Source organism: Roseococcus sp. SDR, from assembly GCF_019083995.1.
In the GTDB taxonomy this organism is placed as follows: domain Bacteria; phylum Pseudomonadota; class Alphaproteobacteria; order Acetobacterales; family Acetobacteraceae; genus Roseococcus.
This window is the reverse complement of the sequence record NZ_JAHRCU010000018.1, coordinates 52,801-78,184: the sequence shown is the minus strand read 5'-3', so window position 1 is coordinate 78,184 and position 25,384 is coordinate 52,801. Positions and strand designations below refer to the sequence as shown.

30 protein-coding genes are annotated in these 25,384 nt (G+C 70.7%); 18 read left to right on the top strand and 12 right to left on the bottom strand.

Annotated elements, in window-relative coordinates; genetic code table 11:
* The first annotated feature begins 4 nt into the window (after positions 1-4).
* From KTR66_RS18725 to KTR66_RS18715, 3 genes are read left to right on the top strand one after another with little or no spacing between them, the layout of a single operon-like run.
* Positions 5-1,333 (top strand): ABC transporter substrate-binding protein, encoded by a 1,329-nt coding sequence (locus KTR66_RS18725; protein ID WP_213615232.1) that lies wholly within the window; start codon positions 5-7, stop codon positions 1,331-1,333.
* Positions 1,334-1,336: 3 nt separating this feature from the next.
* Positions 1,337-2,128, top strand: a complete 792-nt coding sequence (locus tag KTR66_RS18720) for a transporter substrate-binding domain-containing protein (protein ID WP_213615231.1) — start codon at positions 1,337-1,339, stop codon at positions 2,126-2,128.
* Positions 2,125-2,937, top strand: coding sequence for a transporter substrate-binding domain-containing protein (locus KTR66_RS18715; protein ID WP_213615229.1), 813 nt, complete (start codon positions 2,125-2,127; stop codon positions 2,935-2,937). Before KTR66_RS18720 ends, KTR66_RS18715 begins: the two co-directional genes overlap by 4 nt.
* Positions 2,938-2,946: 9 nt before the next feature.
* On the opposite strand, the gene KTR66_RS18710 is transcribed toward KTR66_RS18715, so the two are convergent.
* The 4 genes from KTR66_RS18710 to KTR66_RS18695 all read right to left on the bottom strand — a co-directional run bounded on the left by KTR66_RS18710 (position 2,947) and on the right by KTR66_RS18695 (position 7,337).
* Entirely contained in the window at positions 2,947-4,446 is a 1,500-nt protein-coding gene (locus tag KTR66_RS18710) for a hypothetical protein (protein ID WP_213615227.1), read from the bottom strand.
* A gap of 137 nt (positions 4,447-4,583) precedes the next feature.
* Complete coding sequence (locus KTR66_RS18705; protein ID WP_213615225.1) at positions 4,584-5,567, bottom strand: tripartite tricarboxylate transporter substrate binding protein; 984 nt, start codon at positions 5,565-5,567, stop codon at positions 4,584-4,586.
* Positions 5,568-5,649: 82 nt separating this feature from the next.
* On the bottom strand, positions 5,650-6,321 hold the full coding sequence (cysE, locus tag KTR66_RS18700) for a serine O-acetyltransferase (RefSeq protein ID WP_213615223.1): 672 nt from the start codon (positions 6,319-6,321) through the stop codon (positions 5,650-5,652).
* Positions 6,318-7,337, bottom strand: a complete 1,020-nt coding sequence (locus KTR66_RS18695; RefSeq protein WP_213615221.1) for a cysteine synthase A — start codon at positions 7,335-7,337, stop codon at positions 6,318-6,320. The genes cysE and KTR66_RS18695 overlap by 4 nt, the downstream gene beginning before the upstream one ends.
* Before the next feature lie 195 nt (positions 7,338-7,532).
* On the opposite strand from KTR66_RS18695, the gene KTR66_RS18690 reads away from it, so the two are divergent.
* From KTR66_RS18690 to KTR66_RS18680, 3 genes are read left to right on the top strand one after another with little or no spacing between them, the layout of a single operon-like run.
* On the top strand, positions 7,533-8,480 hold the full coding sequence (locus KTR66_RS18690) for a tripartite tricarboxylate transporter substrate binding protein (protein WP_213615219.1): 948 nt from the start codon (positions 7,533-7,535) through the stop codon (positions 8,478-8,480).
* A 31-nt stretch (positions 8,481-8,511) separates the two neighbouring features.
* Positions 8,512-8,742 (top strand): hypothetical protein, encoded by a 231-nt coding sequence (locus tag KTR66_RS18685; protein ID WP_213615217.1) that lies wholly within the window; start codon positions 8,512-8,514, stop codon positions 8,740-8,742.
* Positions 8,743-8,801: 59 nt separating this feature from the next.
* The gene (locus KTR66_RS18680; RefSeq protein WP_249732254.1) at positions 8,802-9,368 is read left to right on the top strand and encodes a heme-binding protein; all 567 of its coding nucleotides are present in this window, start codon (positions 8,802-8,804) and stop codon (positions 9,366-9,368) included.
* Here KTR66_RS18680 and KTR66_RS18675 read toward each other — a convergent pair.
* From KTR66_RS18675 to KTR66_RS18660, 4 genes are all read right to left on the bottom strand, one after another.
* Complete coding sequence (locus KTR66_RS18675; protein ID WP_213615213.1) at positions 9,358-9,687, bottom strand: hypothetical protein; 330 nt, start codon at positions 9,685-9,687, stop codon at positions 9,358-9,360. The two genes, KTR66_RS18680 and KTR66_RS18675, sit on opposite strands and share 11 nt — an antisense overlap.
* 92 nt (positions 9,688-9,779) lie before the next feature.
* Positions 9,780-10,757, bottom strand: coding sequence for a zinc-binding dehydrogenase (locus KTR66_RS18670; RefSeq protein ID WP_213615211.1), 978 nt, complete (start codon positions 10,755-10,757; stop codon positions 9,780-9,782).
* Positions 10,758-11,001: 244 nt separating this feature from the next.
* Positions 11,002-11,724 carry a GntR family transcriptional regulator gene (locus KTR66_RS18665; protein ID WP_213615210.1) on the bottom strand — a complete coding sequence of 241 codons (723 nt, stop codon included), beginning with the start codon at positions 11,722-11,724 and terminating at the stop codon, positions 11,002-11,004.
* Positions 11,721-13,343, bottom strand: coding sequence for a thiamine pyrophosphate-binding protein (locus KTR66_RS18660; protein ID WP_213615208.1), 1,623 nt, complete (start codon positions 13,341-13,343; stop codon positions 11,721-11,723). Before KTR66_RS18660 ends, KTR66_RS18665 begins: the two co-directional genes overlap by 4 nt.
* Before the next feature lie 90 nt (positions 13,344-13,433).
* On the opposite strand from KTR66_RS18660, the gene KTR66_RS18655 reads away from it, so the two are divergent.
* From KTR66_RS18655 to KTR66_RS18615, 9 genes are read left to right on the top strand one after another with little or no spacing between them, the layout of a single operon-like run.
* A complete protein-coding gene (locus KTR66_RS18655; protein WP_213615206.1) occupies positions 13,434-14,165 on the top strand; it encodes a succinate dehydrogenase/fumarate reductase iron-sulfur subunit in 732 nt (243 codons plus the stop codon).
* A gap of 20 nt (positions 14,166-14,185) precedes the next feature.
* The gene (locus tag KTR66_RS18650; RefSeq protein WP_249732253.1) at positions 14,186-14,503 is read left to right on the top strand and encodes a succinate dehydrogenase; all 318 of its coding nucleotides are present in this window, start codon (positions 14,186-14,188) and stop codon (positions 14,501-14,503) included.
* Positions 14,496-14,891, top strand: coding sequence for a succinate dehydrogenase, cytochrome b556 subunit (gene sdhC / locus KTR66_RS18645; protein ID WP_213615202.1), 396 nt, complete (start codon positions 14,496-14,498; stop codon positions 14,889-14,891). The genes KTR66_RS18650 and sdhC overlap by 8 nt, the downstream gene beginning before the upstream one ends.
* Positions 14,881-15,612 (top strand): sulfite exporter TauE/SafE family protein, encoded by a 732-nt coding sequence (locus KTR66_RS18640; RefSeq protein WP_213615200.1) that lies wholly within the window; start codon positions 14,881-14,883, stop codon positions 15,610-15,612. The genes sdhC and KTR66_RS18640 overlap by 11 nt, the downstream gene beginning before the upstream one ends.
* A gap of 9 nt (positions 15,613-15,621) precedes the next feature.
* Positions 15,622-16,524, top strand: coding sequence for a fumarate hydratase (locus tag KTR66_RS18635; protein WP_213615198.1), 903 nt, complete (start codon positions 15,622-15,624; stop codon positions 16,522-16,524).
* Between the two features lie 4 nt (positions 16,525-16,528).
* On the top strand, positions 16,529-17,038 hold the full coding sequence (locus KTR66_RS18630; protein WP_213615196.1) for a GNAT family N-acetyltransferase: 510 nt from the start codon (positions 16,529-16,531) through the stop codon (positions 17,036-17,038).
* The gene (locus KTR66_RS18625) at positions 17,035-17,643 is read left to right on the top strand and encodes a fumarate hydratase C-terminal domain-containing protein (RefSeq protein WP_213615194.1); all 609 of its coding nucleotides are present in this window, start codon (positions 17,035-17,037) and stop codon (positions 17,641-17,643) included. The genes KTR66_RS18630 and KTR66_RS18625 overlap by 4 nt, the downstream gene beginning before the upstream one ends.
* Before the next feature lie 58 nt (positions 17,644-17,701).
* Positions 17,702-19,426, top strand: coding sequence for an L-aspartate oxidase (locus KTR66_RS18620; protein WP_213615192.1), 1,725 nt, complete (start codon positions 17,702-17,704; stop codon positions 19,424-19,426).
* Between the two features lie 42 nt (positions 19,427-19,468).
* Positions 19,469-19,768 carry a hypothetical protein gene (locus KTR66_RS18615; protein ID WP_213615190.1) on the top strand — a complete coding sequence of 100 codons (300 nt, stop codon included), beginning with the start codon at positions 19,469-19,471 and terminating at the stop codon, positions 19,766-19,768.
* A 90-nt stretch (positions 19,769-19,858) separates the two neighbouring features.
* Here the strand turns inward: KTR66_RS18615 and KTR66_RS18610 are convergent, their stop codons facing one another.
* Positions 19,859-20,812, bottom strand: a complete 954-nt coding sequence (locus KTR66_RS18610) for a LysR substrate-binding domain-containing protein (RefSeq protein ID WP_213615188.1) — start codon at positions 20,810-20,812, stop codon at positions 19,859-19,861.
* A 126-nt stretch (positions 20,813-20,938) separates the two neighbouring features.
* On the opposite strand from KTR66_RS18610, the gene KTR66_RS18605 reads away from it, so the two are divergent.
* Positions 20,939-21,310 (top strand): hypothetical protein, encoded by a 372-nt coding sequence (locus KTR66_RS18605; protein WP_213615186.1) that lies wholly within the window; start codon positions 20,939-20,941, stop codon positions 21,308-21,310.
* The gene (chrA, locus tag KTR66_RS18600; protein WP_213615184.1) at positions 21,307-22,605 is read left to right on the top strand and encodes a chromate efflux transporter; all 1,299 of its coding nucleotides are present in this window, start codon (positions 21,307-21,309) and stop codon (positions 22,603-22,605) included. Before KTR66_RS18605 ends, chrA begins: the two co-directional genes overlap by 4 nt.
* Here chrA and KTR66_RS18595 read toward each other — a convergent pair.
* From KTR66_RS18595 to KTR66_RS18585, 3 genes are read right to left on the bottom strand one after another with little or no spacing between them, the layout of a single operon-like run.
* Positions 22,589-22,822 carry a ribbon-helix-helix domain-containing protein gene (locus KTR66_RS18595; protein WP_213615182.1) on the bottom strand — a complete coding sequence of 78 codons (234 nt, stop codon included), beginning with the start codon at positions 22,820-22,822 and terminating at the stop codon, positions 22,589-22,591. The genes chrA and KTR66_RS18595 overlap by 17 nt on opposite strands.
* 11 nt (positions 22,823-22,833) lie before the next feature.
* The gene (locus KTR66_RS18590) at positions 22,834-24,222 is read right to left on the bottom strand and encodes a class II fumarate hydratase (protein WP_213615180.1); all 1,389 of its coding nucleotides are present in this window, start codon (positions 24,220-24,222) and stop codon (positions 22,834-22,836) included.
* Positions 24,219-24,794, bottom strand: coding sequence for a hypothetical protein (locus KTR66_RS18585; protein WP_213615178.1), 576 nt, complete (start codon positions 24,792-24,794; stop codon positions 24,219-24,221). The genes KTR66_RS18590 and KTR66_RS18585 overlap by 4 nt, the downstream gene beginning before the upstream one ends.
* A 67-nt stretch (positions 24,795-24,861) precedes the next feature.
* Between KTR66_RS18585 and KTR66_RS18580 the strand changes: the two genes are divergently transcribed.
* A complete protein-coding gene (locus KTR66_RS18580) occupies positions 24,862-25,383 on the top strand; it encodes a hypothetical protein (RefSeq protein WP_213615176.1) in 522 nt (173 codons plus the stop codon).
* The last annotated feature ends 1 nt before the right edge of the window (position 25,384 follow it).

Below are 25,384 nucleotides of genomic sequence, written 5' to 3'. Positions count from 1 at the left end.
GCCGATGCCGCCCCCCCTCCTCCCGCGCCGCGGCCTGCTTCTCGCCGGAGCCACGCTCGCGGCGCCCGCCCTGGCCCTGGCGCAGACGGATGGGCCGCAGACCGTGAACTTCATCAGCTGGACCAGCGGCGAGGCCGTGCAGGCCACGCTGCGCGCGCAGATCACGAGCTTCATGTCGGCCAGCGGCCTGCGCGTCGCGCAGCAGCATTTCCCCTGGAGCGCCTACCGCACCGCCCTGCTCTCGCGCATGCTGGCCGACGGGCCGGCGGATGTGATCTGGCTCTCCGACGCGTGGCTGCCGGAATTCGCCGAGGCCGGCTGGGTGCGGCCGATTGCGGATGTGGCGGCGCTGATGCGCTTCACGCCCGAGACCCGCGCCTCCTGCGTGGAGGGGATGAGCCACCGGGGCGAGCAATACGGCCTCGCCTATTACGGGGACAACATGGCCTTCCTTTACAATGCGCGCCTGCTGAGGCTCGCGGGCTTCAGCGACCCGCCCCGCAGCTGGACCGAGGTGGTGAACCAGGCGCAGGTGATCCGCCGGCGGGGCCTGGCGGCGGCCCCGCTCGGCGTGCCGCTCGCGGCCGATCCCTGGCTGATCGAGATCATCTCCACCCTCGTCTTCAGCTTCGGCGGGGATTTCGTGGCGGGCGGCGAGCCGGTGATGGCCGAACGACCGCAGACCCGCGCCGCGCTCGAGTTCCTCGCGCATGCGATCCTGCATGAGCGCATCATCTCGCCCGAGGCGGTCAGCGCCAGCGAGGATGACGTGCTGGAGGCCTTCGGCCAGGGCCAGCACGCCTTCGCCATCCTGCCCACCTACCGGATGCGCTTCCTCAACAACCCGGCGCGCTATGCCGCGGCCGGGAACTTCCATGTGGCGCTGATGCCCAACGGCCCCGATGCGACGCGGCATGAGACCTGCGGCTGGGTGCGGATGTATGCGCTCACCTCGGCCGCGGCGGGCAATCTCCGGCGGCTGCGCAATGCCGTCGCCTTCATGGAGGCCTTCGGCGGGCGGGACCATACGGGCGAATACGCCATGGCCAAGCGCCTGCTCTTCGGCGTCGGCGTGCCCTTCTGCGCGACGCCGCTCTACCAGGACCCGCAGGTGATCGACTACGTCACGCAATGGAGCCTGGGCGGGAACATGGTGCTGCGCCAGCAAATGGATGCGGTGCGCACCAAGGACGTGATCTCGCCCTGGTTCGGCAATTGGCAGGCGTTGACCGACCGGCTGTGGCAGGCGATCTGCCAGGGCACGCTAGCGCCTGGGGCCGGCCTCACCCTGGCGGCCGAGGCCTGGTCGGGCCTCAAGCGCTCAAGGGGCTGAGCCGTGCCGCGCGCTCTGCTCGCCCGTCGCAGCCTGCTGGCCGGCCTGCCGCTGCTGGCCGGCACGGCAGAGGCTGCGCCCGATGGCTCGCTCCGGCGCGTGCTGGATGCGGGGGTGATCCGCCTCGGCGTACAGGTGGAGGGGACGGCCGCCGCCACGCGCAGCACGGATGGCAGCCTGCGCGGCTACCTGCCCGAAATCGGCCACCGCATCGCGCGGGGGCTCGGCGTGCGGGCGGAATTCGTGACGGTGCCGCGCGGCGACATGCTGGGCCTCTCGCAGCAGCGCGCCTTCGACCTGGGGCTGGGCGGGGCCATCGCCAGCACCTGGCTCGCCATGACGGCGCTGCTGAGCGACCCGATCATGCGCTTTCACCTCGTCGTGCTCACGCCGCACGACCGGCCGGTGAGCGGCATGGGGGAGCTCGCCACCTGGCGCGTCGGCATCCTCGATGGGCGTTCCTTCGCCGAGGCGCTGCGCGAGGCGGGCGTGGAGGAGGCGCGCACCGTGACCTATCGCAGTTGGGAACAGGCGGCCGTGGCGCTGACGCGCGGCGGGGAGGAGGCGGTGATCGTCCCGAATTATCACGCAAGAGAGATCCAGCGCGTGGTGCCCCGCGCGACCATGCGCTTCACCCTGGGCGAGTTCTGGCATTGCGCCATGCTGCGGATGGGCGAGCACGACCTGCTGCGGGCGGTGAACGTGCTGCTCCATCTGCTGCGGCAGGAGGGCCAGCTGCCCGCCCTGCACCGCGCCTTCTTCGAGCAGGACCCGGGCGGCAGGAGGACCTTGTGACGACGCATCCGGCCCTCGGGCGGCGGCAGGTGCTGGCCCTCGCGGGGGTGACCCTGCCCACCGCGGGCGCGCGGGCCACCGCGCCGGGAGACATCCTGCGGCGCGTGCGGGAGGCGGGCGTTGTGCGCGTCGGCGTCTGGCTGGAGGCGCCGCCCTGGGGCGGCTTCGATGCCGATGGCCGACCCGATGGCTCCGAGGTCGCGATCGCGCGGCTGCTGGCACGAGACATGGGCGTGGGCCTGCGCCTCGTGCGGGTGACGGCGCGCGAGCGCGTGGAGGCGCTGCTCCAGGACCGCTGCGACGTGCTGGCCGCCGCCCTGCCGATGATCCAACCCCATACCGGGCGCGTGGCCTTCAGCGTGCCGCATGGCCGGGTGAACACCGTCTTCGCCGCGCCGCCGGGCTTGCACCTGCGTTCGCTCGGCGACCTCGCCGGGCTGCGGATCGCGATGGCGGCCGGAACCATGGCGGCCGAAATGGCGCATGCAATGCTGCCGCCGGGCAGCATCGCCCTCTTCACGCCGGGCACCGCGCAGACGGTGGAGGCCCTGCTGCTGGGCGAGGCCGATGTGGCGGTGACCTATGACTGGCAGCTGCGCGACCTGCGCCTCGCCCGGCCGGACATCGACATCCTGCCGCAGCTGCCCGCGCATTCCTGGACCTACGGCCTCGCGACACAGCTGGGCCAGCCGGACCTGCAGCGCTTCCTCAACATCTTCCTCTTCCTGCGCGGGCTGGACGGCACGCTGGCCGATATCCACGCCCGCTATTTCGCCTCGCCCTTGCCGGAGGGGCTGCGCTTCCGCTGACCGCGCGGCTCACCGGAAGCGGGCGCGGCATTCGCGCAGCGCCGTCATCGCCTGGGGCATGCCCGACATGAACCAGGCATAGGTGCGGTCCCGCACCGGGATGCGCGCATCGGAGGCCACGGCGAAATTCGCGATCACCGCCGTGATGTCCATCGAAGAGCGGCGGTTCGGATGGACCGCCAGCACGCCGTCGAAGGAACGGCCGTTGATGGAGTAGCGCGTCGGGATGCGCGAGCCCGCGGCCAGGCTTTCATGCGCCGTGAGCGAGAGGATGTAGAGATTGTTGTCGAGAAGCGAGATGCGCGGGACGTTGGTCGGCGCGTGGCGCTCATAGGTGATCGTGCAGCGCTCGAAGCTGCCATCGGCGCGGACATGCTCGCGCAGATCCCAGCCGCCGACATTGCGGATGAGGCGCTCGCCCGGTGGATAGCGGCCGGTCGGGCGGCCACCGGTGCTGTTCGCGCCGGGATTGGCGAGGCAGTTGTCCAGCGCCTGCTGGCGGGATTGGCGATGGGCGGCCACCGTCTGCTCGGGCGTGCGGATGCACCAGTCATAGTGACCGGTCCGCGTCCCGTTGAACCAGTTGTTCGGCGCGCAGCGCGCCTGCGTGGCGCGGGATGCGGCGTTCACGCCGTGCTCCGCATAGTCGCGGCAGAATCGTTCACGCTGCGCCTGGTCATTGGCATTGGCCGGTGGAGGGCCTTGGCCGGCATTGCGCGCCTCGACCACACATTGGATCTGGATGGGCGGGGCATTGCAGCCGTTCAGATGCAGCATCTGCGTGGCGCCGGGCGCATAGGCGCGGATGTTGCCGGCATCGCAGGCCTGGGCGCTCGCGTAGTTGCAGGCCTGGACGTTGTTCTGCGCCGCCGGGCCGCGCCAATTGCCGCCGATCTGGCGCCAGTAATACTGGACATTGCCCGGCTGGAAGCTCTGTGCCGCGGTGCCACCACCGCCCGCCGCCGGCTGGGGCTGCGTCTGGGTCTGCTGCACGGGCGTGCCGGAGCGGCGGAAGCAACGCATGGGATCGCAGGTGGAGGAGGTGCAGAGCGCCTCCATGGCGCGGCGCGCGGCCTGGTAATCGGGATTGGTGGTGGAGTGGAACTGCCCGTTCCAGCCCATCAGCACGCCGAGCGGCGCGGTGCCGCGGGCCTCGCACTGGTAGTCGCCGGGCGTCACGTTCATCGGGCGGCGGAACAAGGGCTGGTAGGCGGCGGCGCGCTGCGGGTCCATCACGCGGCAGATGGCGCCCGGCGTCATCGAACCCTGGCAGGCATTGCGGCTGCCCTCGCCCCGCTCGCAGGCCTCGATCGCCTCGCGGAAGGCCTCGCCCTCCGTCGTCGCGTGGCGGCCGACATAGACATTGCCGTTGGGCTCGAAATGCGCCGGTTCGCGCTTGCCGCCCTCGATGAAGCAGACATGGACATATTGCTGCGCCAGCGCCGGCAGGGTGAGCAGCATGAACCAGGCGGCGGCAGCCAGCGCCGCCCGTCCGATCCGCAGTCGCATGGCCCCGCCATCCTTTCGCCGGCGGAGGGTGGCCGGGCGCATCGCCCGACGCGCCCCCGCGCCTCAACCTTGCCTTTCGGGAAGCTTGAGGGCCGCGGATCGTTTCGACAAGGGGCCGAAGCGGGGCGCGCCGCGCCTTACTCGGGTTCGACGCGCGCCAGGCGCAGCAGGGTCTGCGCCTTGTCGAAGTCGCGCGCGATGTAGTCGTCGAGCGCGGCGCCGGTCTGGAAGGCGGGCACGATGCCAAGGCCCTGGAGGCGGGAGCGGATCGCCTCCTCGCCCATGATCGCTCCCACCTCGGCATTGATGCGGGCGATGATGCCATCCGGCATGCGGGGCGGGCCCCAGATGGCCCACCAGGAATGCGCGTCCACCGAGGGGAAGCCGGCTTCGGCCGTGGTCGGGATGTCGGGTGCGGCGGCGCTGCGCTGCGGCGCGGTCAGCGCGATGCCGCGCAGGCTGCCGGCGCGCACCGGCGGCAGCATGGCCAGCATCGGGTCCGTGTTGAAGCCGAGGCGGCCACCCATCAGGTCCACCAGGATGGGCGAGGTACCGCGATAGGGCACGAAAGTGACGTCGGCGCCGATCTGCCGGACGAACTCGATCGAGGCGAGGTGCCCGGCCGAGCCGAGCGCCGAGACGCCGGCCGACCAGTCGCGCGGATTGGCGCGGATGGCGGCGGCCATCTCCGCCATGGTGGTCTGCGGGCGGGACGGGTTGATCGCCATGAGGCAGGGCCCCTCGCCCACGCGGGCGATGGGCTTGAGGTCGGTCAGCGGGTCATAGCCGGGCGCGCGCATGACGAGGCGCGCGATGGTCTGCACCGAGGCGGAAACCAGCAGCGTGTAGCCATCGGGCGCGGATTGCGAGACGGCGATGCCGCCCACCGTGCCATTGGCGCCGGCGCGGTTCTCGACCGTCACCGTCTGGCCGGTGCGCTCGCCCATGCGGGCGGCGATGGCACGCGCCATGGTGTCCACCGAGCCGCCGGGGGCGAAGGGGACGATGATGCGCACGGGCCGCGACGGCCAGGCCGGCTGGGCCAGGGCCGGCAGGGCGAGGCCGGTGGGCAGGAGGCTGGCGCTGGCCAAGGCGGCGCGGCGGGTGATGCGGGTGGTCACGGGCTTGGAATCTCCGGGCTGGATAGGCGACGATAGCCTGGGATCCGCGGGATGTTTACCCGAAATTCACGCGCGGCCGCGCTCAACTCGCGCGGCGCTGCTCAAGCGCCACGCGCAATGCCCGCATTTCGCTCTCCAGCGCCGCCAGCCGCTCGCCCACCGGGTCGATCTCCTGGGCGGGGAGGCCATAGCCGACCGTCACGACCTCGGGACAATCCGGGCCCGAACAGCGCGCCGGGATGCCCACCACCGTGGTGCCGTCCGGCACGGAGGCGACGGCCACGGCATTGGCGCCGACGCGGGCGCCCCGGCCCACCGTGATCGGCCCCAGCACCTGGGCGCCGGCGCCGAGGATGGCACCGTCCAGCACGTCCGGGTGCCGCTTGCCGGCCTTGAGCGAGAGGCCGCCCAAAGTCACGCCGTGGTAGATCGTCACGTCGTCGCCGATGGTCGCCGTCTCGCCGATCACGACGCCCATGCCATGGTCAATGAAGAGCCGGCGGCCGATCTTCGCCCCCGGATGGATCTCGATGCCCGTCAGCATGCGCCCCAGATGCGAGGTGAAGCGGCCGAGGCCGCGCAGGCCGAGCGTCCAGAGCCGGTGCGCGAGGCGGTGCCAGAGCACGGCGTGCAGCCCGGGATAGGAGAAGATGACCTCGGGCCAGGAAGGGCGCGCCGGGTCACGCTCGCGAATGGAGCGGCCGAGCTCGATGATCTCCAGGACCGGCCGCTCCTTCGTCGCGGGGGGGGTCATGCGAGCCAGCTCGGCACGGGCAGGCCCTTGGCTCGCAGGAACGCCGGATTGAAGAGCTTGGACTGGTAGCGCGCGCCGCCGTCGCAGAGGATGGTGACGATGCGATGCCCCGGGCCCATGCGGCGGGCGAGCTTCACGGCGGCGGCGACATTGATGCCGGCGGAGCCGCCGATGCAGAGGCCCTCATGCAAGGTGAGGTCGAAGACCTGCTCCAGCGCCTCCTCGTCGGTCACCTGCAGCGCGTCATCAATCGGCGCGCCTTCGAGGTTGCCGGGGACGCGGGACTGGCCGATGCCCTCGGTGATGGAGCCGCCCTCGCTCATTTCGGGCGTGCCGGTCTTGCGCCAGGCGTAGAGGGCGGAGCCCATGGGGTCGGCGAGCACGACCTGCGTGGTGGCGTCGTGTTCCTTCAAGGCCATGGCGATGCCGGCCAGCGTGCCGCCGGTGCCGCAGGCGCAGGTGAAGGCATCCACGCGGCCGCCGGCCTGGGCGATGATTTCGGCGCCGGTGGTGCGGCGATGGCCCTCGCGGTTGTCCAGATTGTCGAACTGGTTGGCCCAGAGGGCGGAGCCCGGGTCGGCCGCGTTCAATTCCTCGGCCAGCCGGCGTGAATAATGCACGTAGTTGCCGGGGTCCTTGAAGGGCTTGGCGGGGATGAGGCGAAGGTCGGCGCCGATCATGCGCAGGAAGTCGATCTTCTCCTGGCTTTGGGTCTCCGGCATCACGATGACGCTGCGATAGCCGCGCGCATTGCCGACGAGGGTCAGGCCGATGCCGGTATTGCCCGCCGTGCCCTCCACGATGACGCCACCCGGGCGCAGTTCGCCCCGCGCCTCCGCGCCCTGGATGATGGCAAGTGCCGCGCGGTCCTTCACCGAGCCGCCCGGATTCATGAATTCGGCCTTGCCCAGGATCTCGCAGCCGGTGGCGGCGGAGGCACGAGCGAGGCGGATCAGGGGCGTGTTCCCGATGGCGCCGAGAAGGCCGCGGACGGGGGCGGGTGCGATGGCGTTCATGGGGGGCATATCAGCACGGTCCTGTCGTGAAACAAGGGATTCCCCTGACGCAATGCGCGGGGCGCGGGGGTTCCATGCAGGAACGCCGGATAATTCACGTTGACGTTCGCTTATTTGGCCCATATCTCACGATCATACATCGTGTTTAATTCACGTCATTGCCGGTTATTTTCCGCCGGCCTGGAGCAGCTCCCGATGAACCGCCGCCAGATCCTCGCCCTCGCCCCGCTCGCCCTCGCCACGCCCGCCCTGGCGCAGGCCGACCGGCCCATCCGCCTCATCGTCCCGGTGGCGCCGGGCGGCAGCCAGGACATCGTGGCGCGCCTCATCGCCCGCCACCTGGGGCCGGTGCTGGGGCAGAATATCGTGGTGGAGAACCACCCGGGTGCGGGCAGCAATATCGGCTATGAGCTGGGCGCCCGCGCCCGGCCGGATGGGCTGACGCTGGTCGCGGGCTCGGACAGCCTCTCCATCAACAAGGGCCTGTTCCGCCGCCTCTCCTTCGACCCGGTGGAGGATTTCGCGGCCGTGGCGCAGGTCACCTCCGTGCCGCAGATCCTGGTGGTGAAGGCCGATTTTCCGGCGGCCAACCTCGCCGAATTCGTGGCGCTGAGCCGCCGGCAGCCCATCGCCGTCGGCACGCCGGGCAATGGCAGCCTCTCGCACCTGCTGGTGGAATTGCTGCAGCAGGCCACCGAGACGCGCTGGACCCATGCGCCCTATCGCGGCGGCGCGCTCGCGGTGAATGACCTGATGGGCGGTTCGCTCCAGGGGGTCATGATCAATATCGGCGCCGTCACGCAACATGTGCAGGCCGGGCGCCTGCGCGGCCTCGCGGTTTCCACCGGCGCGCGCACCCAGGCCCTGCCCGAGGTGCCGACGCTGGCCGAGGCGGGTGTGTCCAACATCGCGGTCTCCGGCTGGCATGGGCTGGTGGCGCCGCGCGGGACGGATGCGGCCATCGTCACGCGCATCAACCAGGCGGTGGGCGAGGTGCTGCGCAACCCGGAGGTGCGCGAGCGGCTGGCGGCGCTGGGCATCGAGCCGGTGGATGCGCCCCCCGAAGCCTTGGCCGCCAAGCTGCGCGAGGATGCCGAGCGCTGGGCGCCGCTGATCCGCCGCACCGGCATGCAGCCGGATTGAAGACGGCGCGCCCCGGACCACATCCCGGGGCGTGAATGACGCACCGAAACTCCGCTTCTACCTCTGGCATGTCGGCATCGGCATGGCGCTCTCCACCGTGCTGATGGCGGCGATCCTCTGGGCCGATCCCATGGGTCTTGGGGGTCTGCTGGTCCGCTCTTCCGAGCACCCCCTGCCCCTGCTGCTGCTCTGGTTCTTCTGCGCCTTGACCTTCAGCTCGGTGCAGCTGGGCGTGGCCATCATGCTGCGCTTCGAGCGATGAGGCGGCGGCTTCTGCTGCTCGGGCTGGCGCCGCTGCTGGGCGCGTGCTCAGTCTTGGGCATGCGCGACACCGAGGAACCGCCCTTCGTCGTGATTTCCCGCCTGCCCTCCCCCTTGGGCGATGTGGAAATCCGCCGCTATGCCCCGCGCCTCGTTGCCGAGATGCTGGTGGAGGGCGACGAGGTGAGCGCCCGCAGCGCCGCTTTCCGGCCGCTCGCCGCCTTCATCTTCGGCGAGAATGACGCGGCCGAGCGGATCGGAATGACCGCGCCCGTGGCCCAATCCGGCGAGCGGATCGGGATGACGGCGCCGGTGGCGCAGAGCGGGGCCGAGGGAAGCTGGCGCATCGGCTTCTTCATGCCCGCGCGCTACACCCGGGCCACCCTGCCCCGCCCACGCGATCCGCGCATCGAGATCGTGACGCTGCCCGAGGTGGAGGTGGCGGTGCTGCGCTTTTCGGGCCTGCCAAGCCCGGAGGCGGTGGCGGCCGCCCAGGCGCGACTCATCGCTGCGCTCGCAGGCAGCGGCTGGCATCCAGCCGGCCCCGGGGGCGCCTGGTTCTACGATCCGCCCTGGACCATCCCGGGCCTGCGCCGCAGCGAGGCCTGGCTGCCCGTCAGCAGGTGATGGCGATGGCTTCCACGAGCTGGGTGCTGATCAGGGTCTGGCCCACGCCGTTCGCCTGATGGCCAAGTTTCACGCGAAGACCGGAGGGGCTCACCTGGAAGCTGCGGTTCATCGGGCGGTCCAGCAGGTTGCCGCGATAGGTGAGCGTGATGTTGGCCGGCGCCTGGCTGCGGATGAAGGCGTAGTAGGTGATGGTCGTGCTGGAGCGGTCCGTATCGGTGCGCTCCGCCGTCACCCGCCCGTTGCAAAAGCGCGCCAGCTGCGCCTGCGCCGTGGCCGGCAGGATCAGGACGATCAACAGGGGCAGAAGGCGCAGCATGGTCTCACTCCCGCGTGTCGAGCTTTGTTAACCTTTGTGCGGGCCTTCTGCCAATCGGCTTCTTCGATGCTGGGGAAAACCGGCGCCGATGGTCAGCCCGTCACCATCGCGATCTTCCCGAAATGCGCATTGGCCTTCATGTGCGCCAGCGCGGCATGCACCTCCTCCAGGTGGAAGGTCCGGTCGAGCGGGAGGGCGAGCTTGCCCGCCTCCAGCGCCGCCCAGAGATCCTGCCGCATGAGGCGGACGATCTCGCGCACCTCCTCATTGCTGCGGGTGCGGAAGGTGACGCCGATATAGGAGATGCGGCGGGCGGCGTGCAGGTCGAAGTCGAAATCCGCGACGGCGCCGCCGAGGCGCCCCACATTGATGATGCGGCCCAGGATGCGGGTCGCCGCCAGTGTCTGGGAGACGAGCGGGCCGCTGATCTGGTCCACCACGGAATCCACGCCGCGGCCGCCCGTGGCGTCCAGCACCTGCTTCACCCAGGCGGGGTCGTTCGTGTCCACCGCCAGTGTGGCGCCGAATTCGGCGAGGCGGGCGCGCTTCTCGGGGTTGGTGGAGCTGCCCACCACCACGCTGGCACCCATCAGCCGCGCGATCTGCAGGCCCATCAGGCCCACGCCCGAGGAGGCGCCCTGGATCATGATGGCGGAACCAGGCGCGCAGAGTCCGTGGGTGACGACGGCATTGTGCATGGTCTGCAGCGCCACCGGCAGCGTCGCCGCCACCTCCCAGGACATGTTGGCGTCCGGCACCAGGCTGACGCGGCCCCAATCGGCGAGCGCGTATTCGGCATAGCTGGAGGCCATGCCGCCCATGACGCGCATCCCGGGCTTGAGGTGATCCGGCACCGCGCTGCCGCATTCCACGATCTCGCCTGCCGCTTCCAGGCCCGGGATGGCGCCGATGCCGCCCACCGCGCCATGTGCATGGCCGGCCGCCACGCCGAGATCGGCGCGGTTCAGGCCGATGGCGCGCAGCTTGATCAGGATCTGCTCGGGGCCGGGCTTGGGCACCGGGACCTCCTGGATCTTGAGGCCTTCGGCGGTGACGACGGCGGCTTTCATGGCGGGCTCCCCTCGGTGAATCGGCGCGGAGGCTACGCGCAAACGGCGCGCTGAACGAGAGGGCTGACAGGCTGCCTGTGGACGATAACAGCAGGAGAAAAAGGCCTCCGGCGGCTGGGGCCGAGAGGCCCCAGACCCCAATCCTTGGGGGCGCCCCCTACGCCGTGGGATTGCTCCACAAATGGAATGGGGTCTGGGGCCCCGGCCCCAGCCGCCGGAGGCCCTTTTCTTCTTCCGCTGCCGGCTAGCGCAGTTCGATCGCGTAGCGCAGCGCGCCGGTCTCGATCCAGGAGAGACGGCGCTCCACCGGGCGGTCCATCACGTCGAAGGCCAGGCGCTCGATATGCATCACGGGCGCGCCGGGCGTGAGGCCGAGCAGCGCCACCTTCTCCTCCGGGGCGGCGATGGCGGAGAGCTTCTCGGTCACGCGCATCACGGTGATGCCGTGGTGGCGCTGGTAGTGGACGTAGAGCTCATCGGTGAGTTCCACGCCGATGGGCAGGGTGAAGCCGGGAAACAGCGGCTCGGGCAGCGCGATCTCCTCGACGATGGGGGACGTGCCGCCGATGAAGCGCTGGCGCGTGAAGCGGTGCACGTGGGCGCGGCGGGGCAAAACGAGGGCGCGCGCTTCGTCAGCCGTGGCGGGGGCGCGGTCCAGCCGGTGCAGGCGGCTGGTGGGGGCGAGACGCGCGCCATCCAGGCCCTCGGCGCGGAAGAAGTGGAAGAGCGCGCGCTCGCTGGTGGCTTGCGTGACATAGGTGCCGATGCCCTGGCGGCGCTCGATCAGGCGCTGGGCTTCGAGCACGCCGAGTGCGCGGCGGAGCGTGCCCTGGCTGATGCCGAGCTCAGCGGCCAGGACATTCTCGGTCGGCAGCGCCTCGCCCGGCTTCCATTCGCCGGCGGCGATGCGGGCGCGCAGATCCTGCTCGGCGCGGGCGTAGAGGGGCTCGCGCGCGAGTGTGGTCATGCGCGGCGGAGGTTGGGGGCGGGCAGGCCCTCGATCAGCACGTTCACGCAGGCGGGCTTGCCGCTGGCGAAGGCGCGCTCCAAGGCGGGCGCCAGATCCTCGCCGCGTTCGACGAATTCGCCATGGCCGCCGAGGCCCGCCACCACCAGGTCATAGCGCGTGCCGGGGGCGAGTTCGCAGCCATGGGTGCGGTTCGCGCCATAGTCGCGCGCCTGGATCTGGTATTCCGCGTTCCACTTCGCGTCATTGCCGACGACCAGCACGAAGGGCAGGTCGTGGCGCAGCGCGGTGTCGAATTCGGCCATGTGGAAGCCGAAGGTGCCATCGCCGCAGATGGCGAGCACGCGGCCTGCCGGGCGCGCGGCGCGGGCGGCGGCGGCGAAGGGCAGCGCCGCGCCGATGGCGCCGGCGACGCCATTGATCACGCGCTCGGGCGCGGAGAGGCAAGCCTGCATCCACTGGCCGATCTCGCCGCCATCCACGACGAGGACGGTGTTGCCGTCGAGATGTGGGCGCAGCGCCGCGCCGAGGGTGGCGGGGTGGATGGGGCCGCCCGGCTTGCCGGCCAGCGCATCCCAGGCCGGCGGGCGATGGGCGATGGCCTCGCGGACCGCCGCCGCCCATTCCGCTTTGGCGTGCGGCTTCGCGTGGGCCGCGAGCATTGCGACGGCTTCCAGAGGTGCGGCCATGGCGGAAAGCGCGAGGCGCTGGCCGAGGCCCTGCGCGGCGCGCGTCATGAGCTTCGCGTCGGGTTCGATCACGACCCAGCGCGCCTTCTCGCTGACGAAGGGCGCGCGGCCGAAGCGGAGCGTGAAGTCGAGCGGCTTGCCCAGCAGCACCACGCAATCGGATTGCGCCAGCATCTCGGCGAAGGCGCCGAGCGAGGGGTCGCCCAGGCCGCGCGGGCTTTCCATGAGGGCCACGGGCAGGCCGATGGCGGCTTCCAGCGCCGCACGGGCGCGGCGGCCTTCCGGCGTGTTCAGCGCGGGGCCGGCGGCGAGGATGGGGCGCTCGGCCTGCGCGATGGCGGCAAGGATGGCGTTGGCACTTTCGGCGGCGAGCGGCATGGGCTTGGCGAGATAGGCCGCTTCGTCCGGCAGCTTCGGCGTGGCCTTGGCCTCCACCACATCGGTCGGCAGCGAGATATGCACGGGGCCCGGGCGGCCGGAACGCGCGATGGCAAAGCCGCGCGCGATGTCATCGGCGAGGCCCGCGGTGCTCTGCGCCAGCCAGGCGGCCTTGCAGAGGGGGGCCGCCATCTCGACCTGCGGCGTCTCCTGGAAGGCGCCGAGGCCCAGCTCGTTCAGCGGCGCATGGCCGGAGAGCAGCAGCATCGGCACCTCGCCCGCGAGCGCGGTGGGAAGGCCCGCCACGGCGTTGGAATGCCCCTGCCCGCCGGTGACGAGCGCCACACCCACCTCGCCCGTCAGCCGCGCCCAGGCATCGGCCATGTGCACGGCCGCCGCCTCGTGCCGGACATGGATGATCTCGATGCCCTGCTGAAACGCCGCGTCATAGACCGGCATGATGTGGTTGCCCGAAAGGCTGAAGACGCGCGTCACGCCGCCCTTCTTCAAAGCGCCCCAGAGGATGTCGGCGCCGCGGATCTCGTGCTGCATCATGCGTCTCCTGTTCTTGGGGATCAGCTTGCACGGGTCTTGTGTCTTATACAAGACCGGGGCAGGATCAGCCCATCGGGAGGAACAGCGATGGCCGATCTGAAGGTCCGCATCTGGCGCGGCGATGCCGAGGGCGGCGCATTCGCCGAATACGCGGTGCCGGCGCGCGAGAACCAGACCATCCTCGACGTGGTGACGCAGATCCAGCGCGAGCAGCAGCCGGACCTCGCCTATCGCTTCGCCTGCCGGGTGGGGATGTGCGGCTCCTGCGCGATGGAGGTGAATGGCCGCGCGCGCTGGACCTGCCGGACGCATGTGAAGCGCGTGGCGAGTGCGGGCGAGACGCTGGAGATCCGGCCGCTGGCCAATCTGCCGGTGATCCGTGACCTCGCCACCGACATGGCGCCCTTCTTCGACAAATGGGCGCGGGCGGGCGGCAAGTTCCAGCCGAAGGATGCGCCGGATGGCGCGGTGCCGGCCGAATTCGCGGTGGTGCCGCCTGAATCGAAGAAGCGCCAGGCCGCGGATGCCGGCATCGAGTGCATCGGCTGCGGCGTCTGCTACGCCTCCTGCGACATCGTGGCCTGGAACAAGGACTACCTCGGCCCCGCCGCGATGAACCGCGCCTGGACGCTGGTGAATGACGTGCGCGATGGCGGCAACAAGGAACGGCTCGACGCCGTGAGCGGCGATGCGGGCTGCCATTCCTGCCACTCCACGCAATCCTGCACGGAACGCTGCCCGAAGAATCTCGACCCCTCCTCGGCCATCGCCGGGCTGAAGCGGACGATCTTCTGGGACAGCCTGCTGGGGCGCCGCTGATGCGCGCGGCAGGAACGCGGATGTGGGCGGTCCAGCGCATCACGGCGGCGTTTCTCGGCCTCGCCGTCATCGTGCATCTGGTGACGATCATGCTGGCCATTCGCGGCGGGCTTTCGGCGGCGGAAATCCTGGCGCGGACGCGGGGCGCGGAGCTCTGGTTCGGCTTCTATGTCCTCTTCGCCCTCTGCGCCGGGCTGCATGGCGCGATCGGGCTGCGCAACATCGCGGGCGAGTGGCTGGGCCTGCGCGGACGGACGGTGGATGCGCTCTGGATGGGGGTCGGCCTCGCCACCGCCGCCTTCGGCATCCGCGCGGCCTGGGGGCTGTATCATGCCTGAACCATTGGCCGACCGATTCACGCCTCCGCGTGAAGCCACGCTCCGGCGATCGGGCGGGGATCGCCGCCACCCGACCTATGTCGCCTTCGTGATCCATCGCGTCTCGGGCCTGCTGCTCGCGCTATTCCTGCCGCTGCATTTCTGGGCGCTGGGCCAGGCCATCTCCGGCGAGGCGGCGCTGGAGGGCTTCCTGCGCTGGACCGACAACGCGCTGTTCAAATTCGCCGAATGGGGGCTGGTCGTGCTGCTGGCCGTGCACCTGGCCGGCGGGTTGCGCGTGATGGCGCTCGAGTTCCTCGGCTGGCGGGCGCGGCAGAAGGACATGGTCGCGGCCTCGGCCGGTGTCGCCATCGCCGCCGCCATCCTGTTCCTGCTCAATGTGGGCTGACGCTCTCCTCATCTCGGCGGGCAGCCTGCTCGCCGCCTTCTGCGCCAGCATCGCGGGCTTCGCCTTCGTGCTGGTGGGGGCGGCCGTGCTGCTGCAGGTCATGGCCCCCGCGCTGGTGGCGCCGGTGCTGGTGATGGGCAGCCTGATCGTGCAGGGCATCGGCACCTATGCGGTGCGCGATCATATCCCCTGGCGGCGCCTCTGGCTCTATGTCGGCACCGCGACTCTGGGCGTGCCCTTCGGCCTCGCCATCCTCGCCCTCGGCCCGGCGCGCGCCATCGTCGCCGGTGTGGGCGTGCTGCTCGTCGTCTATGCCAGCTACACGCTGGCGCGCATCGCGCTGCGCATGACGCCCGCCCGACGCGCCGCCACGACGGCGACCGACGCCGCCATCGGCTTCGCCTCGGGCATATTGGGCGGCATTGGCGGCTATGTCGGCGCGCTGGTGGGCATGTGGGCCGATGTGCAGGGCATGCCGCCGCAGGATACGCGCGCCCTGATGCAGCCCTTCATCGCCATCATGCAGGCGCTGACCATCATCGGCCTCGCCTTCACCGGCTTCTTCACGGCCGAGGCCATCTTCCTGACCGCCACCGCCGTCCCTGCCCTGCTGCTCGGCACCTGGCTCGGCCTGCGCGCTGGCAAGCATTTGCCGGCGCAGGGCTTCCGCCTGGTGCTGCTGGGCCTGCTGCTCGTCTCCGGCATCTCTTTGCTCATCTGAGGAACCGCCATGTCCGTCATCCCGCCCCCCGAAAAGCTGCGCGTGACCCCGGATGCGATCGAGGAGGCGGCCAAGCTCCTCTACATCCGCGCGCTGAAGATCCTGCCCGACGACATCAAGCAGGGCTTTTTCCGCCTGGATGCGAGCGAGACGGATGGCCTCGCGAAATCCGTGCTGGCCACGATGATCGAGAACATCGCCGTCGCCGAGCGCACGGAAAACCTGCTCTGCCAGGATACGGGCATCCCGATCTTCAACGTGCAGATCGGCCGCGATGTGGAGCTGGATGGCTGGGCGCTGAAGCAGGCCATCGCGCGCGGCACCGAACGCGCGACGCGCGAGCACCCGCTGCGCAGCTCCGTGGTGCATCCCATCACGCGGGTGAACGCGCATACCTCCTGCGGGGCGCATGTGCCGGTGATCAATATCGACTTCGTGGAGGCGCCGCGCACCCTCAGGCTCGAGATGATCCCGAAGGGCAGCGGCTCGGAGAATGGCTCCTTCCTGCAGATGCTGATCCCGGCGGATGGGCTTTCGGGCGTGAAGCGCTTCGTAGTGGATGCGGCGATCAAGGCCGGTGGCAAGGTCTGCCCGCCGACCATCCTGGGCGTGGGCGTGGGCGGTACGAGCGACCTCTGCATGCATCTGGCGAAGGTGGCGGCGACGCGGCCGCTGGGCAGCGTTTGCGCCGATGCGGAAGGGGCGAAGCTGGAGGTGGAGCTGAGCGAGGCGGTGAACAGCCTCGGCATCGGGCCGCAGGGGCTGGGCGGGGACAGCACCGCCTTCGCCGTGCATGTCGAGGTGGCGGCGACGCACATCACCATGAACCCCGTCGCGGTGAATGTGCAGTGTCATTCGGCGCGGCGTGCGAGTGCCACCTTCACGCCGGAAGGCTTGGTGATCGGGTTCTGAGGGCATGATGGACATCACCCTGGCCGGTTCGGCCGATGCACAGGCCATCGCGCTGCTGCTGCGCGACCTCTCGGACCATTACGAGCAGGCGGCGCCCGAAGCGGCGCTGGCCGAGGCGGTGCGCCACCTCTCGACGCCGCATGAGCGCGCGGGGCCCTTCTGCCTGCTGGCGCGCATCGAGGGCGAGCCCGCGGGCTTCGCGACCCTGGGCGGGCTGTTTCCGGGGCCGAACCTGAGCTGGGGGTTGTTCCTTGAGGATCTTTACGTCGTCGCGCGGCATCGGCGCTCGGGCCTCGGCCGCGCGCTGATCTCGGCCGCCGCCGGCTTCGCGGCCGAGCGCGGCTATGCCCGGCTGGAATGGGCGACGGACCGCGACAATGCGCGCGCCCGCCGCTTCTATGCGAGCCTGGGCGTGCCCACAGAGGCCCGGCTGCTCTACCGCGTGGGCGGGGATGTGCTGCCGCGCGCCGGGCGCGGCGATTGGCCCGACCCCGTCGAGGAGGATGCCCCATGACCCACCATGTTCTGCACATGCCCTGCACCGAGGCCGAGATTCGCAAGCTGCGCGCGGGCGATACGGTGACCTTGCAGGACACGCTCTTTGGCATCCGCGACGCCACGCAGATCCATATGTTCGACCGCGGCCGCCGCACGCGCTTCGACCTGAACGGCCATGCGGTGATCCATACCGCGCCGAACGTCCGCAAGATCGAGCCCACGGGCACCAACCAGGCAGGCTACGAGGCCGTCTGCATCGGCACCACGACGAGCGACCGCATGGAGCGCTTCACGCGGCCCCTGATGGAGCGCGAGGGCGTGCGCATCATCATCGGCAAGGGCGGGCTGCGCGAGGAGAGCGCCCGCGCCTTCCAGGAACTGGGCGGCTGCTACCTGGCCGTGATCGGCGGGGCGGCGGCGCTGGAGACCACCTGGATCGCGGCCATCGAGGATGTGGACATGGATGACCTGAACCCCGAGAGCCTCTGGCGCTTCGCGATCAAGGATTTCGGGCCGCTCATCGTCGGCATGGACAGCCATGGCGGCAGCCTCCACCGCGATGTGCAGGCGAGCGTGGAAACGCGCCGCGCGGCGGTGCTGGCCAAGCTGGGGGCGGCATGATGCGCGCCGCCGATTCACGCCTCCGGGCGCGCGCCCTCCTGCGATCGGAGGCGACGTGATGGACCGCATCATTACCGATATCCTCGTCCTCGGCTCCGGCGGCGCGGGCCTTCTCGCCGCGCTGCATGCGAAATCCGCCAACCCGGAGCTGCGCGTCACCGTCGCGGTGAAGGGGCTTCTCGGCAAGTCGGGCTGCACGCGCATGGTGCAGGGCGGCTATAATGTCGCGCTGGCCGCGGGGGATTCCGCCGAGCGGCATTTCATGGACACGCTGGATGGCGGGAAATGGCTGAATGACCAGGATCTGGCCTGGACGCTCGTCACCGTCGCCCAGCGCCGCATCCGTGAGCTGGAAAACCGCTGGGGCTGCTTCTTCGACCGCAACCCGGACGGCACCATCCACCAGAAGGCCTTTGCCGGGCAGACCTTCGACCGCACGGTCCATAAGGGCGACCTGACGGGCATCGAGATCATCAATCGCCTGGCCGAACAGACCTGGGCGCGCGGGATCGAACGGCTGGAGGAGCATCGCGCGCTGGCGCTGATCCCCACGCGGGACGGATCACGACTCTCGGGCGTGCTGCTGCTCGATATCCGCCAGGGGCGCTTCGTCTTCGTGCAGGCCAAGGCGGTGCTGCTGGGCACCGGCGGTGGGCCCACCATGTACAAGTACCACACGCCCTCGGGCGACAAATCCTGCGACGGCATGGCGATGGCGCTGCGCGCGGGCCTGGCGCTGCGCGACATGGAGATGGTGCAGTTCCACCCGACGGGCGTTCTCGCCGGCCCCGGCACGCGGATGACGGGCACCATCATCGAGGAAGGTCTGCGCGGCGCCGGCGGCTATCTGCTGAATGGCGATGGTCAGCGCTTCATGCACAATTACGACCCGCGCGGCGAGCGTGCGACGCGCGACATCGTCTCCCGCTCCATGGAGCGGGAGATCCAGGCGGGCCGCGTGAATGCCGAGGGCGGGCTCTGGATCGAGATGGGGCATCTCGGCCCCGCCAATGTCGCGAAGCAGTTCAAGGGCATGGTGGAACGCTGCGCCGATATGGGCTTCGACCTCGCGGGCGGCCGCGTGCCGGTGGTGCCGACGGCGCATTACATGATGGGCGGTGTCGTCTTCCGCGCCGATGGCAGCACCGAGCTGCCGGGCCTTTTCGCGGCCGGCGAGGATACCGGCGGCGTGCATGGCGCGAACCGCCTGGGCGGCAATGGCGTGGCCAATTCCACGGTCTTTGGCGGCATTGCGGGCGATGCCATGGCCACATGGGTTCCGCGCGAAGGCGCACTGGAGGCACCCGACGAGGACCGGCTGCGCGCGGCGCAGGATGCGGCGCTGTCCCCCTTCGGCCGGCCCGTGCGGCCGCTGAACGCGCTGCGCGACGCGCTGGCCGATCTCATGTGGGACAAGGCGGGCATCCTGCGCGATGCGAAGGGCCTGGCCGAGGCCGCCTCGGGGCTCGATGCGATCGAGGCCGAGCTGCGCGCCTCGGGTGTGGCGGATGGCGCGCGGGGCTTCAACATGTCCTGGGCGGATTGGCTGAACCTGGAGAGCCTGGTGCTGACCAGCCGTGCCATCGTCGCCGCCGCCGAGGCGCGCTGCGAGAGCCGCGGCGCCCATTGGCGCGAGGATTTCCCGCAGACGGATGAGGATGCGAAGGGCCTCCGGCACACCGTCGTCACGCTGGATGACGGCCGCGTGAAGCTCGATTGGCGCGAGGTGCGTTTCACCCGCCTCAAGCCGGGCGAGAGCCTGTTGGCGACCGCTGCGGAGTAGGCGTTAAGGGTTTCTCAAGCGGCGATGGCGCAGTCTCGCCCCATGGTCCTACGCCCCCCGCCCGCCTCGCCCGATGCGCTGCTCTTCGATGCCCTGGTGAACAGCCGCACCAGCCTCGCGCGGCAGGAAGCGGATGAGCTGGCGGATCTGGTGCTGCGCCTGGCGGGTGCCGTGCGCGAGACGACGGTGGCGCTCCGCGAGGCATCCGCCTGCCTTGCCGGCGGACAGGATCCGGATCGGCTCCCCGAACTGCTCATCCGGGCCGAGGGCGCCTGCCGCGAACAGGCCGATTGCACGACGGCGCTGATCCAGCATCTGGCGCCCAGGCTGGCCGCCGCTTGAGGCCGGTCGAGATCCTGGCCGCCGCTTGAGGCCGGTCGAGATCCTCGCCGCCGCCTGAGGCCGGGAAGGCCCCTCGCTGCCGCCTGACCCTCAGGCGCTCTCCCGCGCACGGCCTGGCTTGTGGACCTTCACCGCACTCTGCTCGGCCAGGATTTCGCCAATGCTCTGCCGCAGCAGCCGGATGTCGCGGATGCGGCCGAAGCTCGGGCGGTGGAAGAGCGCCACGTCCCGCATGTGCTGACCGCCCGCGATGCGGCGATAGGCCACCATGTCATCCAGCAGCGCGCCCACCTGGATGGCGAGCTGCGGCATGAAGGAGACGCCGGACCCCGCCGCGATCATCTGGCGCAGCGTCTCGAGGCTCGCGGCCTGGAGCTCGGGCGAGCCCTCGCGCAGGCGCGAGGGGCAGAGCTCCAGCGTCTGGTCGCGCAGGCAATGGCCCTCGGCGAGCAGGATGAGTTCGGGCACCGGGATATCCTGCGGGTTCACCGCTTCGACCTGCGCCAGCGGATGATCCCGCGGGACGGCGAGCGCCAGCTCCTCGCGGAAGAGCGGCAGCTCGACGAGATCGCTCTCGCCGATCGGGCTGGTGGCGAGCAGCGCGTCCAGCTCGCCTTCCTCCAGCTGGCGCACCAGCACGCGCGTATGGCCCTCTGTCAGCAGGAGCTTGAGCTCCGGGTAGCGGGCGCGCAGCGGCTTCAGCAGGAAGGGCACGAGATAGGGGCCGAGGGTGGAGATCACACCCAGGCGCAGCGTGCCGGTCAGCGGCTCGGCGCCGATGCGCACCACCTCGAACAGGCGGCGCGCCTCGCTGATGATCCGCTTCGCCTGGGCCACCACCTCCTCGCCGCGGCGCGTCACCAGGACGCCGCGCGGGCTGCGCTCGAAGATCTCGACGCCGAGGAACTCCTCGAGCTTGCGGAGCTGGCCGGACAGCGTGGGCTGGCTGACGCCGCAGGATTGCGCGGCGCGGCCGAAATGCAGGTGCTCGGCGACGGCGGTGATATATTCCAGGTCGCGCAGGCTCAGTCCGGCAAGGTTCATGCGAGTCCCCAATCCCTGTCCTTGACCGGGAGCATTCCCCCCGCCCATCTTCGCCGCAAGGGGCAATCGGCGATCACCCGGTGAGGCTGTGGCCCAAGCATCGCATTTCCTGCTGGATGCCCCGACATGCCCGCGCCTGACATCATCACCACCGCCCAGTTCGCCCGCAGGGTCGGCCTGCCCGACAGCCCGGCGCTGATCGGCGTCCGCAGGGCGGAGGATTTCGCCGCCAATCCGCGCGCGCTGCCCGCCGCAAGCCGCACCACCCACACCGATGTCGCCGCCTGGGCCGAGGCCAGATGGCCGCTCGTCTCGCCCGAACATGCGCCAGCGCGCGATGCGGACGGGCTGCTGGCCGCCTCGCTTGGCCTCTCGCGCATGGATCGGGACGACCTGGCCCAGCTTGACGCCGGGCTTGCCCTGTATGACGCCTGCTTCCGCTGGTGCCGCGATGCGACCCGGCAAACCCACAACCGGCCGACAGGGCACCCCGCATGAGCGAATTGCCAAGCTTCTCCGAGGCGCTGCGCGTCTGGGCGCGGATCGGCTGCCTCTCCTTCGGGGGGCCGGCCGCACAGATCGCGATGATGCAGCGCGAGGTGGTGGACCAGCGCCATTGGGTGAGCGACCGGCGTTTCCTGCATGCGCTGAACTTCTGCATGCTGCTGCCGGGGCCGGAGGCCATGCAGCTCGCCACCTATCTCGGTTGGCTGATGCATGGGGTGAAGGGCGGCATCGCGGCGGGGCTGCTCTTCGTGCTGCCCGGGGCACTGGTGATGCTGGCGCTCTCCTTCCTCTATGCCCTTCTGGGCGATGTGCCGCTGATCGCGGGGCTCTTCTTCGGGCTGAAATGCGCGGTGCTGATCCTGGTGGTCGAGGCGCTGATCAAGGTCGCGAAGCGCGCGCTGAAGGGCGCGCTGCCCTGGGCGCTGGCGGCGGCGGCCTTCCTGGCGCTCTTCGTGCTGCAACTGCCCTTCCCCGTGGTGGTGCTGGCGGCGGCGGCCATCGGCTATGCGGTGCCGCAGGCCTTCGCGGCGGGCGGGCATGGCAAGCCGCGCGAGGGCGCGCCGGCGGCGCTGGATGCGGCGCTGGCGGCCGATCCCGGGCGCATCGCAGCCCAGGCGCCGCTGGCCCGCCGTGCGGGGCTGGTGGCCTTGGCCCTCTGGCTCTGGCCGGTCGCGCTTCTGATGCCGGTGGGTGGCGTCTTCGCCGATATCGGCTGGTTCTTCTCGAAGATGGCCGTCGTCACCTTCGGCGGCGCCTATGCGGTGCTGGCCTATGTGGCGCAGGAGGCGGTGGAGCATTACCGCTGGCTCTCGGCGCCCGAGATGCTGGCGGGGCTGGGCCTGGCGGAGACCACGCCCGGCCCGCTCATCCTCGTGCTGCAATTCGTGGGCTTCCTGGCCGGCTGGCGGGATTCGGGGGCGCTGGGGGCGGTGGCGGGCTCCGCGCTCACGCTCTGGGTCACCTTCCTGCCCTGCTTCGCCTGGATCTTCCTGGGCGCGCCTTACGTCGAGAAGCTGCATGACGTGCCGCGCCTCAAGGGGGCGCTGGCGGGTGTGACGGCAGCGGTGGTGGGCGTCATCGCCAATCTCGCCTTGTGGTTCGCCCTGCGGGTTCTCTTCGCGCGGATGGAGGGCATCCTGCCCGACCCATGGAGCCTGCAGCCGGCGGCACTGATGCTCTCGATCCTGGCGGGCTTCTGCCTGTTCCGGCTCAAGCTCGGGGTGGTGCCGGTGCTCGGTGTGACGGCGAGCGCGGGGTTGGTCCTGCGGCTCACGGGTTTGGGCTGACAGGGCCCCGGCTGAGGGTCAGCGCGAAGACGCGCAGGCGGCTGGCCAGCGGCTGCTCCGCCCCGGTCCGGGCGGCGTCCTGCTCCGCGACCAGGACCGCCAGCGGCACGGCACGCCGCGCGGCTTCCTCCTCCAGCACGCCCCAGAATTCGGGCTCCAGCGCGATGGAGGTGGCGTGGCCGGCGAGGCGCAGGCTGCGCTTGATCAGGTGGCGCATGCCCCCCCTCCTCATTCTTCCCTTGGGCGGAGCATCGCCTCGGGCCGCACCCAGGCGTCGAAATCCTCGGCCGCGACACCCTGGCGGAGCGCGGCCTCGCGCAGGGTCAGGTCCTCATGCAGGGCGAGCTTGGCGATGGCCACCGCCTTGTCATAGCCGAGATGCGGGTTCAGCGCGGTGGCCAGCATCAGCGACTTCGCCAGGTTCTCGGCGAGGCGCGGCAGGTTGGGAGCCAGCTTCTCCACCATGTTGCGCGCGAAGCTCTCGGCCGCATCGGCCAACAGCTGCGCCGATTGCAGCACGGCCTGGATGATGACCGGCTTGTAGGTGTTGAGCTCCAGATGGCCCTGGCTCGCGCCGATCGTCACCGTCATCTGGTTGCCCATGACCTGCGCGCAGACCATGGCCAGCGCCTCGCACTGCGTCGGGTTGGTCTTGCCGGGCATGATGCTGCTGGAAAGGCCCTCCTCCGGCAGGATGAGTTCGGCGAGGCCCGCGCGGGGGCCGCTGCCGAGCAGGCGGATGTCATTGGCGATCTTCATCAGCGAGGCGGCGATGGTGTTCATCGCGCCATGCAGTTCCAGCAGCGCGTCATGCGCCGCCATGCCCTCGGACTTGTCAGGGTTCGGCGTGAAGGCGAGGCCGATGCGGGTCGCCACCACCTCGCAGAAGACCGTGTCGAATTCCGGGTGGCGGTTGAGGCCGGTGCCGGCCGCCGTGCCGCCCTGGGGCAGCTGCAGCAGGCGCGGCATGCAGAGCTCGATCCGCGCCACACCGTTCATCACCTGCCGCGCATAGGTGGCGAATTCGCCGCCCAGCGTGACGGGCACGGCGTCCATCAGGTGGGTGCGGCCGATCTTGAGGATGCCCTCCCATTCCTCGGCGCGCGCCTTGAGCGCCGTCGCCAAGGTCTCCAGCGCGGGCTTCAGGCGGAACTGCACGGCCTGGGCGGCGGCGAGGTGCATCACCGTCGGGAAACTGTCATTGGAGGACTGCCCGAGATTCACATGGTCGTTCGGATGCACCGGCTCGCGCGTGCCGAGCGGGTGGCCGAGCAGCTGGTTCGCGCGATTCGCGATCACCTCGTTGGCGTTCATGTTGGTCTGCGTCCCGGAGCCGGTCTGCCAGATGGTGAGCGGGAAATCCTCATCCCGAAGCCCCTGGATGATCTCGTTGGCCGCCTGGCGGATGGGGTCGGCCAGGTGCAGCGGCAGGGTGCCAAGGCGGGCATTGGCCTCGGCCGCCGCCCATTTCTGCTGGCCCATGGCGCGGATGAGCAAGGGCGGGAAACGCTCGGTGCCGATGGCGAAGAGGGCGCGGGCGCGCTCGGTCTGCGGGCCCCAGAGGCGCTCGGCGGGGATCTCGATGCTGCCGAGGCTGTCGGTTTCGATGCGGGTCACGAATGGGCTTCCTCTTGCTGTGGCGGCGCCTCGGGCGCGCAGGGGGGCAAGCCCGCCAGGGCGGCGGGTCCCAGAAGGCGCCGCAGGTCGAAACGCGCGAGCACCACGAAGGTGATGGTCTCACGCGTGCGCAGCAGGGTCGAGACCGGAAGCGCGCCGGGGCCGGGATCGGCCATCCGGCAGGCCTCGGAGGCGACGCCCAGCATCATGCGCCGCGCGCCGTCGCGGATGGCCGCGGCGCGGAAGCCCTCGAGCGCGGAGAGCGCCTCGGGCGCGATGCGGAAGGCCATGAGGTGCTGGCCCGGCGGGGGCGGCACGTCGCGCGCGGCCTCGGCCACCGCGGCGGGGTCGGTCACGAGCGGGAGCGTCACCTCCTGCCCGCCGGCCTTGAGCACGAGGCGCGCGGTGCCAGGCAAGGGCCGCAGCGTGGCGGGCATGAGCACGGCGGCGCGCAGGCTCCCGGCCTCCAGCGTCGCGGGATCGAGGCGGGAGAGCGCGGGGAGCGAGGCGATGGGCGTCGCGCTGCAGGCCGGGAGCAGCAGGGCGAGCGCGAGGGGGGCAAGGCGGGGCATATCGTCTCCGGGGGTTGATTTTTTATTGTGAAACAGTAAAACTTCATCGCGTCAATGGAGCACCCCGATGTCCGAGCCGATCACCCCCGCCGCCCGCCGCGCGCAAATCGCCGTGCTGGTGACCCTGCTGCTGGCCGTGCTGGCGCCGCCGGCGCTCTGGCTGGATGACCGGCTGATCCGCCTCGCCCTGCTGGGCCATGGCGTGCTGCTGAACCCGGCCCTGCCGGTCGCCATGCCGGTCCGCCTCGCGGGGCTCGCCACCGCGCTGCTGCCGGCGGCGATCCTGGGCTGGGGGCTCTTCGGCCTTCTGCCGGCGCTGCGCGCCATCGGCCAGGGCGCGCTGCTGCCGCAGGTGGCGCTCGCGCTGCATCGCCTGGGCCTCGCCGTGCTGCTGGTGGGCGTGCTGGAGCCGCTCTGCCGCATGGCGCTGATGGCGGCGCTGACGGCGGAGCCCGGGCGCCTCACGCTGGAGCTGGGCGTCTCCGCGCAGACGGTGGTGCTGGTGGGGCTGGGCGCGGTGCTGATGGCGCTGGGCCCGGTGCTCCGCAATGCCGCAGCGGCGCTGGAGGAGAACCTGGGCTTCGTCTGAC

Bases quoted from the DNA above. Each gene is read 5' to 3' on its own strand.
- KTR66_RS18725 (WP_213615232.1), top strand. From the start codon at position 5: ATGCCGCCCCCCCTCCTCCCGCGCCGCGGCCTGCTTCTCGCCGGAGCC.
- KTR66_RS18710 (WP_213615227.1), bottom strand. From the start codon at position 4,446: ATGCGACTGCGGATCGGACGGGCGGCGCTGGCTGCCGCCGCCTGGTTC.
- cysE (WP_213615223.1), bottom strand. From the start codon at position 6,321: ATGACCCCCCCCGCGACGAAGGAGCGGCCGGTCCTGGAGATCATCGAG.
- KTR66_RS18695 (WP_213615221.1), bottom strand. From the start codon at position 7,337: ATGAACGCCATCGCACCCGCCCCCGTCCGCGGCCTTCTCGGCGCCATC.
- KTR66_RS18690 (WP_213615219.1), top strand. From the start codon at position 7,533: ATGAACCGCCGCCAGATCCTCGCCCTCGCCCCGCTCGCCCTCGCCACG.
- KTR66_RS18680 (WP_249732254.1), top strand. From the start codon at position 8,802: ATGCGCGACACCGAGGAACCGCCCTTCGTCGTGATTTCCCGCCTGCCC.
- KTR66_RS18675 (WP_213615213.1), bottom strand. From the start codon at position 9,687: ATGCTGCGCCTTCTGCCCCTGTTGATCGTCCTGATCCTGCCGGCCACG.
- KTR66_RS18670 (WP_213615211.1), bottom strand. From the start codon at position 10,757: ATGAAAGCCGCCGTCGTCACCGCCGAAGGCCTCAAGATCCAGGAGGTC.
- KTR66_RS18665 (WP_213615210.1), bottom strand. From the start codon at position 11,724: ATGACCACACTCGCGCGCGAGCCCCTCTACGCCCGCGCCGAGCAGGAT.
- KTR66_RS18660 (WP_213615208.1), bottom strand. From the start codon at position 13,343: ATGCAGCACGAGATCCGCGGCGCCGACATCCTCTGGGGCGCTTTGAAG.
- KTR66_RS18655 (WP_213615206.1), top strand. From the start codon at position 13,434: ATGGCCGATCTGAAGGTCCGCATCTGGCGCGGCGATGCCGAGGGCGGC.
- KTR66_RS18650 (WP_249732253.1), top strand. From the start codon at position 14,186: ATGTGGGCGGTCCAGCGCATCACGGCGGCGTTTCTCGGCCTCGCCGTC.
- sdhC (WP_213615202.1), top strand. From the start codon at position 14,496: ATGCCTGAACCATTGGCCGACCGATTCACGCCTCCGCGTGAAGCCACG.
- KTR66_RS18640 (WP_213615200.1), top strand. From the start codon at position 14,881: ATGTGGGCTGACGCTCTCCTCATCTCGGCGGGCAGCCTGCTCGCCGCC.
- KTR66_RS18635 (WP_213615198.1), top strand. From the start codon at position 15,622: ATGTCCGTCATCCCGCCCCCCGAAAAGCTGCGCGTGACCCCGGATGCG.
- KTR66_RS18630 (WP_213615196.1), top strand. From the start codon at position 16,529: ATGATGGACATCACCCTGGCCGGTTCGGCCGATGCACAGGCCATCGCG.
- KTR66_RS18625 (WP_213615194.1), top strand. From the start codon at position 17,035: ATGACCCACCATGTTCTGCACATGCCCTGCACCGAGGCCGAGATTCGC.
- KTR66_RS18620 (WP_213615192.1), top strand. From the start codon at position 17,702: ATGGACCGCATCATTACCGATATCCTCGTCCTCGGCTCCGGCGGCGCG.
- KTR66_RS18615 (WP_213615190.1), top strand. From the start codon at position 19,469: ATGGTCCTACGCCCCCCGCCCGCCTCGCCCGATGCGCTGCTCTTCGAT.
- KTR66_RS18610 (WP_213615188.1), bottom strand. From the start codon at position 20,812: ATGAACCTTGCCGGACTGAGCCTGCGCGACCTGGAATATATCACCGCC.
- KTR66_RS18605 (WP_213615186.1), top strand. From the start codon at position 20,939: ATGCCCGCGCCTGACATCATCACCACCGCCCAGTTCGCCCGCAGGGTC.
- chrA (WP_213615184.1), top strand. From the start codon at position 21,307: ATGAGCGAATTGCCAAGCTTCTCCGAGGCGCTGCGCGTCTGGGCGCGG.
- KTR66_RS18595 (WP_213615182.1), bottom strand. From the start codon at position 22,822: ATGCGCCACCTGATCAAGCGCAGCCTGCGCCTCGCCGGCCACGCCACC.
- KTR66_RS18585 (WP_213615178.1), bottom strand. From the start codon at position 24,794: ATGCCCCGCCTTGCCCCCCTCGCGCTCGCCCTGCTGCTCCCGGCCTGC.
- KTR66_RS18580 (WP_213615176.1), top strand. From the start codon at position 24,862: ATGTCCGAGCCGATCACCCCCGCCGCCCGCCGCGCGCAAATCGCCGTG.